Source organism: Roseateles sp. UC29_93 (assembly GCF_042695725.1).
Taxonomy (GTDB): domain Bacteria; phylum Pseudomonadota; class Gammaproteobacteria; order Burkholderiales; family Burkholderiaceae_C; genus Roseateles; species Roseateles noduli_A.
On the sequence record NZ_CP170545.1, the window covers coordinates 1199950 to 1213844 of the forward strand.

General features: G+C 70.3%; 11 protein-coding genes and 2 pseudogenes. 3 read left to right on the top strand and 10 right to left on the bottom strand.

Features of this window, described 5'->3' with window-relative positions; genetic code table 11:
• Positions 1 to 46: 46 nt before the first annotated feature.
• The 6 genes from ACFJIX_RS05605 to ACFJIX_RS05630 form a co-directional block, all read right to left on the bottom strand.
• The gene (locus ACFJIX_RS05605) at positions 47 to 538 is read right to left on the bottom strand and encodes a GNAT family N-acetyltransferase (RefSeq protein ID WP_377158342.1); all 492 of its coding nucleotides are present in this window, start codon (positions 536 to 538) and stop codon (positions 47 to 49) included.
• A 58-nt stretch (positions 539 to 596) separates the two neighbouring features.
• Positions 597 to 1259: a glutathione S-transferase C-terminal domain-containing protein gene (locus ACFJIX_RS05610; protein WP_377158344.1), complete on the bottom strand. Its 663-nt coding sequence runs from the start codon at positions 1257 to 1259 to the stop codon at positions 597 to 599.
• On the bottom strand, positions 1256 to 1999 hold the full coding sequence (locus ACFJIX_RS05615; protein WP_377158346.1) for an alanyl-tRNA editing protein: 744 nt from the start codon (positions 1997 to 1999) through the stop codon (positions 1256 to 1258). The genes ACFJIX_RS05610 and ACFJIX_RS05615 overlap by 4 nt, the downstream gene beginning before the upstream one ends.
• A 40-nt stretch (positions 2000 to 2039) precedes the next feature.
• Positions 2040 to 2675, bottom strand: coding sequence for a VOC family protein (locus tag ACFJIX_RS05620; protein WP_377158347.1), 636 nt, complete (start codon positions 2673 to 2675; stop codon positions 2040 to 2042).
• Between the two features lie 4 nt (positions 2676 to 2679).
• Positions 2680 to 3519 (bottom strand): PhzF family phenazine biosynthesis protein, encoded by an 840-nt coding sequence (locus tag ACFJIX_RS05625; RefSeq protein WP_377158348.1) that lies wholly within the window; start codon positions 3517 to 3519, stop codon positions 2680 to 2682.
• A gap of 127 nt (positions 3520 to 3646) precedes the next feature.
• Positions 3647 to 4861: a PLP-dependent aminotransferase family protein gene (locus ACFJIX_RS05630; RefSeq protein WP_377158350.1), complete on the bottom strand. Its 1215-nt coding sequence runs from the start codon at positions 4859 to 4861 to the stop codon at positions 3647 to 3649.
• Positions 4862 to 4980: 119 nt separating this feature from the next.
• On the opposite strand from ACFJIX_RS05630, the pseudogene ACFJIX_RS05635 reads away from it, so the two are divergent.
• Positions 4981 to 6424, top strand: a pseudogene (locus tag ACFJIX_RS05635) (PLP-dependent aminotransferase family protein).
• A 135-nt stretch (positions 6425 to 6559) separates the two neighbouring features.
• Here ACFJIX_RS05635 and ACFJIX_RS05640 read toward each other — a convergent pair.
• On the bottom strand, positions 6560 to 6898 hold the full coding sequence (locus ACFJIX_RS05640; protein WP_377158352.1) for a hypothetical protein: 339 nt from the start codon (positions 6896 to 6898) through the stop codon (positions 6560 to 6562).
• A gap of 95 nt (positions 6899 to 6993) precedes the next feature.
• Here ACFJIX_RS05640 and ACFJIX_RS05645 point away from each other — a divergent pair, with 95 nt between their 5' ends.
• On the top strand, positions 6994 to 7779 hold the full coding sequence (locus ACFJIX_RS05645; RefSeq protein ID WP_377158353.1) for a fumarylacetoacetate hydrolase family protein: 786 nt from the start codon (positions 6994 to 6996) through the stop codon (positions 7777 to 7779).
• 981 nt (positions 7780 to 8760) lie between these two features.
• On the opposite strand, the pseudogene ACFJIX_RS05650 reads toward ACFJIX_RS05645, so the two are convergent.
• Positions 8761 to 10639, bottom strand: a pseudogene (locus ACFJIX_RS05650) (ATP-binding cassette domain-containing protein).
• A 116-nt stretch (positions 10640 to 10755) separates the two neighbouring features.
• Positions 10756 to 11688 carry a helix-turn-helix domain-containing protein gene (locus tag ACFJIX_RS05655; RefSeq protein WP_377158354.1) on the bottom strand — a complete coding sequence of 311 codons (933 nt, stop codon included), beginning with the start codon at positions 11686 to 11688 and terminating at the stop codon, positions 10756 to 10758.
• Between the two features lie 146 nt (positions 11689 to 11834).
• On the opposite strand from ACFJIX_RS05655, the gene ACFJIX_RS05660 reads away from it, so the two are divergent.
• On the top strand, positions 11835 to 13262 hold the full coding sequence (locus tag ACFJIX_RS05660; protein ID WP_377158355.1) for a cytochrome P450: 1428 nt from the start codon (positions 11835 to 11837) through the stop codon (positions 13260 to 13262).
• 5 nt (positions 13263 to 13267) lie between these two features.
• Here ACFJIX_RS05660 and ACFJIX_RS05665 read toward each other — a convergent pair whose 3' ends face one another.
• The gene (locus tag ACFJIX_RS05665) at positions 13268 to 13885 is read right to left on the bottom strand and encodes a helix-turn-helix domain-containing protein (protein ID WP_377158356.1); all 618 of its coding nucleotides are present in this window, start codon (positions 13883 to 13885) and stop codon (positions 13268 to 13270) included.
• Positions 13886 to 13895: the final 10 nt, after the last annotated feature.

The window sequence follows — 13895 nt, forward strand, 5'->3', positions numbered from 1 at the left end:
TCCCCCTGCCGGCGAACAGGCCGGTCGGGGCCACGGCATCGTCGGATCAGTCCAGATCGACCTTCAGGTAGTGCGCGCCGGCGATCGGATTGAAGTAGTACGGCGGGATTTCCTCGAAGCCGAGGCTCTCGTACAGATCGCGCGCCGCTTCCATGTCATCGAGCGTGTCGAGCAGCATGCTGGAGTAGCCGGCCGTGGTGGCGCGATCGATCAGCGCCTGCGCCATCGTGCGGCCCAGGCCGAAGCGGCGGAACGCGGGGCGGATGAACAGGCGCTTCATCTCACAGGCATTGGCGTAATCGGAATCGGTCATCGGCCGGAAGCCGCCGCAGCCCGCGATCTGGCCGTCGACGAGTGCCAGCAGCAGCGCGCCTTGCGGCGCGTCGTACTCGCCGGGCAGCGAGGCCAGTTCCTCGTCGAAGTTCTGGAAGTCCAGGTCGACGGCCAGGCTCTGCGCGTATTCGCGCATGATCACGCGCGCTTCTTCCCACAACGTGGGCGAATCGGGGCAGATCAGTCGTATCTCAGGGGTGTCCACAGCGGGCGAGTGTAGCGAGGCCGTCCCGGCGATCAAGTGCCGCGTCTAGAGGCGTCCATCAAGGACCGGCGGCCGGGCCGTGCGTGGCGAAGCCGGGACGCGTCAGCAGTCGCTGGTACCAGGTCTCGACAGCGGGGAGGTCCGCATGCGCGATCGGCGCGGCCCGCCAACGATGGGCGGACAGGCCGAGCACCACATCCGCGAGCGTGAACGTCCCGCCGAGCACGAAGGGCCCGCCGGAGCGCGCGAGTTGTCCGTCGAGCATCGCCATGTGCCGGTTCCAGTTCGCGATGCCCGCCTCGATCTGCGCGGCGTCCTGATGTTGCGCGCTCTTGCGCACGGTCGCCATGAACGCATAGCGCCAGCTGTTGTTCAGCTCGCCGCCTTGCCAGTCCATCCACATCTCGACCAACGCACGTTGGCGGGGCTCGTCGGGCAGCAGGTCGACGCGCCCCTCGCGACGAGCGAGGTAGCGACAGATGCTGTTGCTCTCCCACATCGAGAACGGCTGATCGTCCGCTGCTTCCGACGCCGATGCCGGCGCCGCGGCGTCATCGTCGATCAGCACCGGCATCATCGCGTTGGGATTGAGCCGGCGGAACGCGTCCGCCTTCACGTCGACGTCCTCACGCGACAGGTCCAGGCCCAGTTCGACACCGGTCCACAACACCTTGCGGACGTTGATGGACGCCGCGCGTCCGAGCACGCGAAGTCCGCTCATGACGATGTCGCGGTCGCCACCGAGTCCGCGGGCGCAAAGCCCAGCACGACGCGGCGCGTCCTGGCCGACTTCTTCTCGATCTTCGTGACGACCACCGCGCCGATCTCCGACGTGTTGGCGACATGCGTGCCGCCGCAGGGCTGCAGGTCGACGCCATCGATCTCCAGCAGCCGCACGCGACCGGTGCCGCGCGGCGGCTGCACGCTCATGCTGCGCACGAGCGTCGGATTCGCGTCGAGTTCCTCGTCGCCGATCCAACGGTGGCCCACCGGATGTGCCTCGGCGACGAGCCGGGCGATGCCGGCCGTCAGCGCGTCCTTGTCGAGCGCCTCGGTCATGTGGAAGTCCAGCCGCGCGTAGCCCGCCGTGATCGAGCAACCGTCGACCGGATGCGGCACCAGCGCGCACAGCAGATGCGTCGCCGTGTGGAAGCGCATGTGGGCATGCCGGCGCGCCCAGTCGATGCGCGCGGTGACCGCCGTGCCGGCTTCGAGTCCGCTCAGGTCCTGGTCCGGCGCGGGCAGGTGCAGGATCTCGCCGCCTTCGCCCTTGCGGGTGTCGACGATCCGCAGTTCCCGCCCGCCCGGCAAGGTCAGCACGCCGGCATCGCCCGCCTGGCCGCCGCCTTGCGGATAGAACACCGTGCGGTCCAGCAGCAGACCGCGCTCGTCGACGCGCAGCAGCGTCGCCTCGCATTCGCGCAGTTGCGCGTCCTCACGGAAAAGATCCAGCGTGCTCATCGGATGCTTGTCAGCGCCCCGGCGGGACCTCGGCGACACGTCATTCGAGGTCTCCATGGCCCGTCGGCGCATCGGACAAGGTGCCCTCGATCGCCTCCAGTTCGACCGTGCCCTTGGGCGTCGAGAGCTGCGCACGCAGGCCGTCGCGGGCCTCGAAGCTCAGCAGCTGCACGCCGCTCTCGGGCAGCTTGTCGGTCGGATGGGCGTCGCCCTTCCATTCGATCGGCACGGGCAGGCCTTCCTTGCGCAGGCGGCGACCGTCTTCGCGCAAGGCGATGCGCCAGCTCAAGTCGCCCCGCGCGGCCTCGACCGCCTCGCCGGCGTCGATGCCCTCACCCGCCCAGGTCGCCAAGGTGGCGTCCAGGCTCTGCACGCGCGCGACCCAATGCAGCAGCGACGGACCGTCCTGCTTCAGGCGTTCGCGCACGGCCGGCTGGTCCAGGTCGAACCAGCGCGGCCGGCCCGGATCCGGGGCCTCCGGGTCGATGGCGATGATTTCCAGGTAGCAGCGCGGATAGGTCGGCGGCCCGCTGATGTTGAGCAGCAGGTTGTGCGTGCCCATCAGCGCATGGCGCCCACCGGGCTGAGGGGACACACCGAGGACGCGTTCGCACCAGGCGCGGCCCTCCTCGAGGGTGTTCGCGGCGACAACGAGATGATCGACTTCCATGCTCATGGCTTTACAACCTCACCTGACCGTGGATCAACGGCGTGACATCGCCGCCAATCCAGCAATGTCCGCCCTCTTTCGCCACATGCACCCGGCCGGCACGCCCGAGGGCGGCGCCCTGGGCGGCCACATAGCGATCGGGCGCCAGACCGGCGCCTTGCAGCCATAGTGCCAGACCCGCGTTCAAGCTGCCCGTCACCGGGTCTTCGGCAGGACCGAGGCCGGGCACGAAGGCCCTCACCTCGAACTGCAGCGGCGAGCCCGCAGGATAAGCGCCAACAACGCCCAGCTTGAGTCGCCCCATGGACACGTAGTCCGGTTCGAGGGCGAGGACCGCCTCGGCCGAGGCCAGCCGTGCCGCCATCCAGTCGGGGCCGTTGTTCACCCAGACGACGTCCAGCAGGTCCGCGTCGGCGACGCGCAGCGCGCGCGCCACCTGTTCGCGCAGCGCCGGCTCGACCGGTCCTTCGCGCCGCAGCGGCGGCGCGGCGAACGCCAGCCGCGTGCCGTCGCGGCGGATGCGCACCAGACCGATGGCGCATTCCTGCACCACCTCGCCGGGCCGCTTGGGATCCCCGCCGCTGGACAGCCACGCGTGACAGGAGCCCAGCGTCGGATGCCCCGCGAAAGGCAGTTCGCCGCCCGGCGTGAAGATGCGGACGCGGTAGTCGGCCTCGGGATGCGTGGGCGGGAGCAGGAAGGTCGTTTCGGAGAGATTCGTCCACTCGGCGAACTTCGCCATCGTGGCCTCGTCCAGGCCCGCGCCGTCGATGACGACGGCCAGCGGGTTGCCCTTCAACGCCTCGGCGGTGAAGACATCGACTTGAACGAAGCGGCGGAGTTCGGACATGCGGAACCTCGGAAAAACAGGGCGAGTCGATCCGTACCGCCTGACGAGGCAGTGACGGGGCGGTGACGGGTGACGGGAACAGGGGACAAGCCCCGACCCCCGGGCGGGGTCGGTGACGGCTCGTCGATCAGGGCGCCGTTTCGGCGGTCGTCAGCGCGAGCGCCTCGTGCAGCACGCGACCGAGCTTGTCGACGCCTTCGGCGATCAGGTCCGGCGTCAGCGTCACGAACGACAGGCGCAGCGTGCGCGTGTCCGGCTGGTGCGCGTAGAACGCGGCGCCCGGCACGTAGGCGATGCCGGCGTCGACCGCGCGCGGCAGCAGCGCCATCGCGTCCAAGCCCTCGGGCAGGCGGATCCAGAAGAACATGCCGCCTTCCGGGGTCTGCCATTCGCAGCCGGGCGGCAGCGATTCCGCCAGCGCCTTGGCCATCGCGTCGCGGTTGGCCTTGTAGCGGGCGCGGATCTTGGGCACGTGCTCGTCCAGGAAGCCGCCCTTGATGACCTCGTGCACGACGCGCTGGTTGAAGCCCGGCGTGTGCAGGTCGGCGGCCTGCTTGGCCTGCAGCAGCTTCGGGTAGAGCTCGGTCGGGGCGACGATGTAGCCCAGGCGGAAGCCCGGCGTGAGCACCTTGGAGAACGAGCCCAGGTAGATGCTGCCCTCGGGCCACAGCGAGCTCAGCGAGGCCGGCGGCGCCTGGTCGAACCACAGGTCGCCGTAGGGGTTGTCCTCGACGATGGGCACGCCGGCCTTGCGGGCGGCGGCGACCACGGCCTGGCGGCGCTCGGCGCTCATCACGCGGCCGGTCGGGTTCTGGTAGTTCGGCAGCAGATACGCGAAGCGCGTGCCCGGCGCGTCGTGCGGCAGGGCCTCGATGGCCGAGGGCAGCGGGCCTTCGTCATCGCTGGCAAGGCTGGCGAAGATCGGCTCGTACGGCGTGAAGGCCTGCAGCGCGCCGAGGTAGGTGGGCGTCTCGACCGCGACCGGCGCGCCCGCGTCGCACAGCAGCTTGCCGACCAGGTCCAGGCCCTGCTGGGAGCCGCTGGTGATCAGCACCTGGTCCGGCGAGGCCTGGATCCCCAGCGTCGCGACCTTGGCCGCCACCCATTCGCGCAGCGGCGCGAAGCCCTCGCTGGCGGCGTACTGCAGCGCCTCCTTGGCGTTGTGCGTCAGCACGCGGTCGCAGGCGGTCTTGATGGCTTCCACCGGGAACGTGTCCGCGCTGGGCAGGCCGCCAGCCATGGACAGGATGCCCGGCTTCTCGGTGACCTTCAGGATCTCTCGGATGATGGACGGGTTCATGCGCGCCGCGCGGCGGGCCTGCGTCCAGGGACTGCGGTTCATGGGGGTTGTCTCCGGTTGAGCGGACCAGTCTAAGGGGTCGACCAGCACAGGACCAATACACTGCGCCATACCACCGCATGATCTGTATCGGCATGGACACCAGCACAGCCAACGCCGGCATGAGCGCGCCCAACAGCGCGAATGTCGCTCCGGTCGCCCTCTCCCGCAACGCCAGCCAGCCGCTCGCGCAGCAGCTGGCGCAGCGCTTCGCGGCGCGGATCCAGCAGCGTCTGCTGCTGCCGGGGGCGCGGCTGCCGTCGGTGCGGGATTGCGGCGCGGCACCACGGGGTCAGTCCGTACACGGTCGTGGCGGCCTACGACCAGCTGCTCGCGCAGGGCCTGCTGGAGGCGCGCAAGAAGCGTGGGTTTTTCGTTCGCGAAACCCGGACGCCGCCGCCCCGGGCGACGGTCGCCCACGACGTCGCCCCCGCGCCACTGCCGCCCCCGGTGGACGCCAGCGCACTGATCCGCGGCATGTTCCAGGCGGATGCGCGGCGCTCGCCGGGCCTGGGCACCTTGCCGGCGGAATGGCTGGACCTGGGGCTGCTGCAATCGACGCTGCGCCGGCTCGCGGCGAACGCGGACGACGCGCTGCTGTCCGGCTACGGCGAGCCGCTCGGCGACGAGCGTCTGCGGCGCGCGCTGTCGCGGCGGCTGCTGGACATCGCCGTCCAGGCCGCACCGGACCAGATCATGAGCACCGTCGGCGCGACGCACGGACTGGACCTGATCACACGCGCCTTCCTGGAGCCGGGCGACGCCGTGCTGGTGGACGACCCGGGCTGGGCGATCGAATACGCGCGTCTGTCCCAGGCCGGCATGCGGCTGCTGCCGGTGCCGCGCGGCGCGCACGGGCCGGACATGGCGGTGATGCGGCGGCTGATCGAGGAACACCGGCCGCGCATGTACGTGACGGTGTCGGTGCTGCACAACCCGACCGGCGCGACGCTGGACCTGGCGCATGCGCACCAGGTGCTGCAGCTGGCGCACGCGCACGACCTGCTGATCGTCGAGGACGACACCTACGCGCTGTTCGCGCCCAACCACGCACCGCGGCTGGCCGCGCTCGACCAGCTGCGGCGCACGATCTACGTCTCGGGCTTCTCGAAGATGCTGTCGCCGGCGTGGCGCGTCGGCTTCGTGGCGGCGAGCCCGGAACGCATGGCGCGGCTGACCGACCTGAAGCTCCTGGCCTCGCTGACGACCAGCCCGCTGATGGACCGCGCGGTCGCGTTGTGCCTGGAGCAGGGCCTGCTGCGCAAGCACGCGGAACGGATCGCGGCGCGACTGGTGTCCGCGCGTCAACGCTGCGTGCGGCTGGCCGAGGACGCCGGCTGCCGCTTCGCCGCGACGCCGGCCGGTCTGTTCGGCTGGGTCGACGTGGGCGCCGACACCGAGCGCCTGGCGCCCGCGCTGATGGACCAGGGCTGGCTGATCGCACCCGGCATCCTGTTCAGCCCGACGCGCACGCCGGGCACGCTGATGCGCATCAACTTCGCGACCTCTCAGGATCCGAAGTTCTGGCAGGCGCTGGAGCGGGCGCGGGAGGCGCTCAGGCGCTGAGTCGCGGAATCACTGGCGATCGCCCTCGTCGCGCACCGGCGCCCAGGGACCGATCAGCCGGTAGCCCTGCCGCCGCGTGCAGATCACGGCGACCGGCTCGCCGCGCAGCGTGGCGGGTCGGGACGCGCCAGTCCTTCATCGCCACGTGAACGTGGGTGATGAAGGTTCGGTCGGCCCCTCGGCCAGGGTCAACGGCTCCACGCGGCCCTGCGCGTCGACCTTGAACATCACGACGACATTCGCGTCGTTGCCGTTCATCAGGTGGGTCGCCGGGTACATCGTGTCGCTGCCGAACTCGAGGTAGGGCGCGACATCGTGCGGCCCCTTGCAGCCACCGATCGCGCCGGGCTTCAGCACGTTGTCGGTGTCGTAGGGACGGCCGAACGGGTTGAGCGGCTGCGGGGCGCAGGCACCGAGCAGCGCGGCCCATGCGAGCACCGCGGCGCCACCCGCGTGCAAGGAGCGGATCATCATCGGGGAACCTCCCTGGGCGCGTCCCGCATCGCGCGGACGGCGTGTGTACGTTGTTGTCGCGCCCATCCTAGCGACGGCGCCTAAGATCCGCGCTCATGACGATCCCTAGCTCCTCCTCCCCCGCCGACCTCGGTGCCGCGCTCGCCGAGGCCTGGACCGCCGACACCCTGCTCGACGACACCGCGTGGTCGCTGCCCGACGAGGCCGCGGCCTACGCGGCGCAGGCCGAGCTCGCCAGGCGGCTCGACTGGCTGCCGCCGGGCCGGGTGCAGTTCTGGAAGTGCGGCGGCTCGTCGCGCGAAGGGGCGCTGGGCAGTTCGCCGCTGCCGCCGCTGCGCGCGCGCGAAGTACGCGGCCTGCGCAACGGCGGTGACTTCGGCGACCTGACGCTGGTCGGCGCCGAAGCGGAGATCGCGCTGCGCCTCGGTCAAGACGTGACCCCGGAGATGGCCGCGGCGCTGGTGCCCGGTCAGGCCGAGCACCTGATCGACGCGATGTGCGTCGCCGTGGAATGGCTGGGCTCGCGCTGGCAGCGCGGCCTGGCGGCGGACAACACCTTGCGCCTGGCCGACGCACAGACGCACGGCGCGCTGGCGCTGGGTCCGTGGCAGGCGTGGAAGCCGGGCCACGACTGGGCGAACCAGCCCTGCGAACTGATCGTCGAAGGCCAGCCCCCGATGGGCGGCATCGGTGGTCACGGCCTCAACGACCCGGCCTGGGTCGTCGCCGGTTGGCTTCAGACCGCGACGCGCGGCGGGCTGACGGTGCCGGCGGGCAGCGTCGTCACGACGGGTTCGTGGCGCGTTGCGACGAAGCTCGCGAAAGGCGCGACGGTCACCGCGCGCTATGAGGGCCTGGGCGAACTCGTCGTCCGCTGCTGAGCGTCCGCGCCGCCGGCGTGGCGGCATGACTGAGGCGCATCCGCCTCGCGACCTCCCCGGATCCGAAGTTCTGGCAGGCGATGCGCCCAGAGCCGCACGCCAGCGCTGCATCGGCACGAGCAGTTGCTCGTGCATCCCGGCACTGCGGTGGCTCACTTCGGTGGTTCGGGAGGCAAGCCCATCGGGCGCCTGCCGAAAACTCCAGGCCGACATGATCGGGCAGCTTCCGTCATCCTCACCCTGGAGCGAGTCCGAGCGCGAGACCTTCACGTTCGTCCCACCCACCACCTCCCGGATCGAAGCGTTGCGCCCCAACAGGATCCGCGTCCCCGGGATGGGACATTCGACACGCCCGACCGACGCTCCCGGCAACAGACAGAGATTGGGTGGGAAGTCCGGATAACTGGCCGCAGGGCTCAGTTCCATCGCATCGACATGACATCCGGACCCGACAAGGGTCGACGCGGCGGCGACGCGGACTCGTCCTTCGATGTGCACGTTCTTCTCCGGGCAGAACTGCGTCGTGTGGATGTCGCCTTTCACGGAGGTGTTGCAGGCCGAGAAGCCAAGTGTCCCGCCGCAGACGATGTCGCCGACCACGGTGACCGAATCGAGAAGAACCCCGCCGCGTTCAGATGCCAGTACCGGTCCTGGATGCCCTGGCACGTTCAGCGTCGATCGCTCCAGCTTGACGCCGAAGTCGTCCGCAACGATCGGTGCCGACAAGTACGCGTCCTTGACGAACAGCGCGCCGCCTTGGTGCTCCACGCGTTGGTTGCAGCGGCCACCGGCGATCTGCCGGCCGCCGTGCACGTCCCTGCTGTCACCGGCGAGCGGCCCGTCCTCGGCCGCGCAGGGCTGCGGGTGAATTGCTTGCGCGGCGTCCGCCGCAGCCACGGTCTTGAACATCGCGATCCCCTTGGCAAAGGGGGGATCAGTGCGACATCGCCCCAAGCGGTTCAGACGTTCGGCGAGCGTCCTTCACTTGGCATCAAGCTCTTCCCAACGCGTCATCAGCGTCAACAGTTCGTCGTCGATCTCCGCGGCGCGGTTGGTCACCTCGGTGATCCGGCCGGCGCCCTGCTGGTACAGCTCGGTGCTGTTGAGCAGCGCCTGCAGGTGCTTCTGCTCGGTCTCGAGCGCACCGATCTGCTTGGGGATCTCGTCCAGCTCGCGCTGTTCCTTGTAGCTGAGCTTGCGCTTCGTGGCGACGACCGGAGCCGGTGCGGGCGCCGGTGCAGGGGCCGGGGTCGGCGCGGCGGCCGGGGCCTGGCGCGCCTTGATCTCGGCGGCGCGCTGCGACTGCTGCAGCCAGTCCTCGATGTCGCCTTCGTACTCGCGCCACTTGCCGCCGCCTTCGCTGACGATGGTCGAGGTCACGACGTTGTCCAGGAAGCGACGGTCATGGCTGACCAGGAACACGGTGCCGTCGTACTCGGCCAGCAGTTCCTCGAGCAGCTCCAGCGTCTCGATGTCCAGGTCGTTGGTCGGTTCGTCCAGCACCAGCACGTTGGCAGGCCGGGCGAACAGGCGCGCCAGCAGCAGCCGGTTGCGTTCGCCGCCGGACAGGCTGGACACCGGCGATTCCGCCCGTGCCGGCGAGAACAGGAAGTCGCTCAGGTAGCTCTTGACGTGCTTGCGCTGGTTGCCGATCTCGATCCACTCGCTGCCCGGGCTGATCGTGTCGGCCAGCGTCGCGTTGAGGTTGAGCGCGTCGCGCATCTGGTCGAAGTAGGCGACCGACATCTTCGTGCCCAGGCGCACCGCGCCGCTGTCGGGCGGCAGCTCGCCGAGGATCATCTTCAGCAGCGTCGTCTTGCCGGCGCCGTTCGGGCCGATCAGGCCGACCTTGTCGCCGCGCAGGATCGTGCCGGTGAAGCCGTCGACGATCACGCGATCGCCGAAGCGCTTGGAGACGTTCTCCAGCTCCGCCACGATCTTGCCGCTCGAGTCGCCGGTGGCCACGTCCAGCCGCACCTTGCCCTGCACGTCGCGGCGGGCCTGGCGTTCGTTGCGCATCTCGGTGCAGTCGCTGGACGCGGGCCACGCTGCGCGTGCGGCGCGCCTCGACGCCCTTGCGGATCCAGACCTCTTCCTGCGCCAGCATCTTGTCGAAGCGGGCGTTGGCGAGCGCCTCGTTTTCCAGCTCGTAGGCCTTGGCCGCCTGGAACGCGGCGAAGTTGCCGGGATAACCGCGCAGCTGGCCGCGGTCGAGCTCGACGATGCGGTTGGCGACGTTGTCCAGGAAGGCGCGATCGTGGGTGATCAGCAGCAGCGAGCCCTTGAAGCCGTTCAGCAGCTCTTCGAGCCAGCGGATCGCGTCGAGGTCCAGGTGGTTGGTCGGTTCGTCGAGCAGCAGCACGTCGGGCTGCGCGACCAGCGCGCGGGCCAGCGCGACGCGCTTCTTCAGCCCGCCGGAGAGTTCGCCGATCTTGCGTCCGCCGTCCAGGTCCAGGCGGTGCAGCGTCTCGTCGACGCGCTGCTCCCAGTTCCAGGCGCCGATCTGCTCGATGCGCTCCTGCACCCAGCCGAGGTCGTCGTTCTCGTCATGCGCCTCGTAGCGTTCGCGCAGCGCCTTCGCTTCGGCGACGCCTTCGCTGACGACGTCGAAGATCGTGGCCTCGGGGCGCAGCTCGGGCTCCTGCGGCACGTAGACGCTGGTCAGGCCCTTTTCGAGCTGCAGCAGCCCGTCGTCGAGCTTTTCGATGCCCGCGAGGACCTTCAGCATCGAGGACTTGCCGGTCCCGTTGCGACCGATCAGGCCGACGCGGTCGCCGGTTTCGAGGGAGAAATTCGCGCCGTCGAGCAGCGGCACGTGGCCGAAAGCGAGGTGGGCGTTGGAGAGGGAAAGGACAGCCATGGCAGCGATTGTCCTCGATGGCGCGACACGGCCTCAGCACTGCCACCGCCGCTGGCCCTCACCCCTGTGCTCTCCCGCACGCGGGAGAGGGAGGAATGCGGCGGTGGCGGTCTGGCTCAGACCCAGACGCGATAGGCCCAGAACGCTTCGTCCTGCGCGACGCGGCGGCGCAGCTCCTCGGGGCTGAAGCCGCTGAGCCGGCGGGTCTCGCGGCACAGGTGCGCCTGGTCGGCATAACCGTGGTCTTGCGCCAGCGCGCTCCAGATCACGGCACCCTCGTCCTCGTCGAGCTTGCGCACCTGCTGGAAGGCGGCCTCGGCGCGGCTGACGACACGCAGCGCGCGCAGACTCTGGCCGCTCCATTGCTTGATGCGACGTTCGGCCTGCCGGACGCTGCGACCATGACCCGCCGCGATCGCGCGCAGCGCCAGGTGTTGCATCCAGCCGGCGTAACCGCGCGGGGGTGGATCCTCCGACAGCACCTCGTCGCGCACGGCGCGCCAACGCGGCAGGAGGAAGTCCTCCAGCGTGCGGCGGGCCTCCTGCTCGTCGCGGCAGCTCAGCATCGCGGCGTCGAGCGCGCGCCACGCCGGATCGTCGATGAACGACAAAGGCAGCATGCGGTCCTTGAGCAGCGCGAGATCGATGCCCGTCATGGCCCGCAGCGCCTCCGGCCGGATCGCGACCATGAACGCCCGGCAGTCGGGCGTCGCCTGGAAGCGCTTGGGGCCGCCACGCGGACCACCGATGACGCTGGCGGGAAGCCATGGCTCTGCGTCACCATCGCCATCGCCATCGCCATCGCCATCGCCATCGCCGGCATCCTGCATCCCGACGTCCAGTTCGCGTACGCGCCCGCTCAAGGTCCAGCTGAGGCCGCACAGCGGCGTCGCGGGAAACCAGCTCTGGCATTGCGCGTCGGTCAAGGTCTCGCCTTGCGCGGACGCCGCTGACAGGTCTCGCCAGAGACAGGCGTAGAGGCAGCCCTCCAGCGCGCGAGGCGGGATGTGCAAGCGGGCGACGGTGCCGGGATGCAGGGGAGCGTCCATGCGTCGCAGTCTAGGCGCCCTTCTTACTCCCTCTCCCGCTTGCGGGAGAGGGTGGGGGTGAGGGCCCGCGGCGGGGGAAGTACGAGCCCGGACGATGTCGCTTCGATTCAAGACGTCTCGGCAAGACACGGAGACGATGCGACCTCATGAGCCACGTCCTTGCGATCCCCGACACCGTGCCAGGTCCGCGTCCGCGCTGGGCCGGTCTGCCCGAAGTCCTGTCCATGCGCCGCGACTATCTGGGCCACATGCGGCGGCTGCACGAGCGCTACGGCGACGTCGTCCACCAGCGGCTGCTCGGCCTGGACGACTTCAACTTCTTCCATCCCGACCAGGTCCGCGAACTGCTGATCGCCGGCCACGACGGGATGATCCGCTGGGAACGCGCGACGCAGGTCTTCGCCGACGCGCACGGCCAGAGCGTGCTCGTCGCCGAAGGACCGGCCTGGCAGCGGCAGCGCAAGCTGCTGCAGCCGGGCTTTGCGCCGCAGCGTGTGCAGGGCTTTCTGCCCTTGATGGTGGACGCCGCCCATCGCGCGCTGGACCGCCTTCCCGGCAAGGCGGCGAGCGGCTCGGGAACGGCGCGCCGCATCGGTGGCGTCGATCGCGCCGGTGTCGTCGACATCGACTTCGAGCAGCTCATGACACTGCTGACGATGGACGTGATCCTGCGCACGCTGTTCTCGACCGGCGACGGCGAAGCGGTCGTCGCCGAGGCGTCCTGGGCGGTGCACGAGCTCGGCAAGGTCGCGATGGGCGAGATGTACGTGCCGGCCAGCGCGCCGCTGTGGGCGCCGTGGAAGCGCGGCAAGCGCCGCGCGTTGCGCGCGCTGGACACGCTGATCGGCGGCCATCTCGCCGCACGCCGCGATTGCGCCTCACGCGGCGAGCCGTCGCCCGACGACCTGCTCGCGATGCTGATGTCGCTGCGCGACGCCGATGGCGCGGCGCTGGACGACACGGCGCTGCGCGACGAATGCATGACGACCTTCCTGGCCGGCCACGAGACCAGCGCGGCCGCACTCACCTGGTGGGGCTGGTGCATGGCCGCGCATCCGGCGGCACAGCAGCGTGCGGCCGACGAGGTCGACGCCGTGCTCGACGGCCGGCCGCCGACGGCGGCGGACCTGACGCAGCTGCCATGGCTGAGCCTGTGCATCAAGGAGACGCTGCGCCTCTACCCGCCGGCGCCGGCGCTGTTCACGCGCCAGCTGACCGGCGAGCTGGAGATCGCCGGCCTACGGCTCCCGCGCGGCGCGATGCTGCGGCTGACGCCGGGCGTGATCCAGCGCGATGCCCGCTGGTTCGACGAACCGGATGCCTTCCGCCCGGAGCGCTTCGATCCCGCGTCCGGGCATCGCGAGATCCCGCGCGGCGCCTGGATGCCGTTCGGCGCGGGACCGCGGGTGTGCCTCGGCAGTCACTTCGCGCTGATGGAGATCACGCTGATCGCGGCGATGGTGCTGCAACGGCACCGGCTCGCGCCGGTGCCCGATGGACCGCCGCCTTCGCCGGTGCTCAACATCACGCTGCGTCCGGCGACGTCATTGCGGCTGCGGCTGCGGCCGCGCTGAATCTTTTATTCGTGGACGGCGGGCGAGGCGGTCCGTAGCCTCGCGGCATGACCGCCTTCCGAGATCGTCTCGGTCAGCCGCACGAAGCTCCCGTCCGACAGCTGGAAGCGCACCCAGCGCATCCGGCTCGGGACGATCGGCATGTCCTGCTCCACCGAGGCGCCGGTGTCGAACTCGACCGCGCCGGGCGCCGGCTCGTACCAGCCGAGCGCGTCGAGCCGCGCTTCCTGCGCGACGATCTCCGGCGTCGCGTAGCACCACAGCGCGCGTCCGATCAATTCGGAGCGTGGCAGACGGCAATGGCGCTCGCGTCCGCGCGACATCGCCAGCAGACGATGGCTGAGATCGCAGATCAGGTGCACCGCGCCGGGTGCGCGCTCGACCAGGCGACCCAGCTCGAAGTCGGCGGCGCTGTCCAGTCGCGCGGCCATCAGCCGGCGCAGGGTCTGCTGCTCGTCGAGCGAGGGCGCGGCCAGTCCCGATTCCCAACGCGACACCGTCGTCTGCGACACGCCCAGTTCGGCCGCCACGCTCCCCTGCTTCAGACGGCGCAACGTGCGCCACAGGCGCAGGCTGCGGCCGAGCTGGCGGGCATCGCAGGAGAGCAGCGGCGAGTCGTTCATGGAGCGGCGG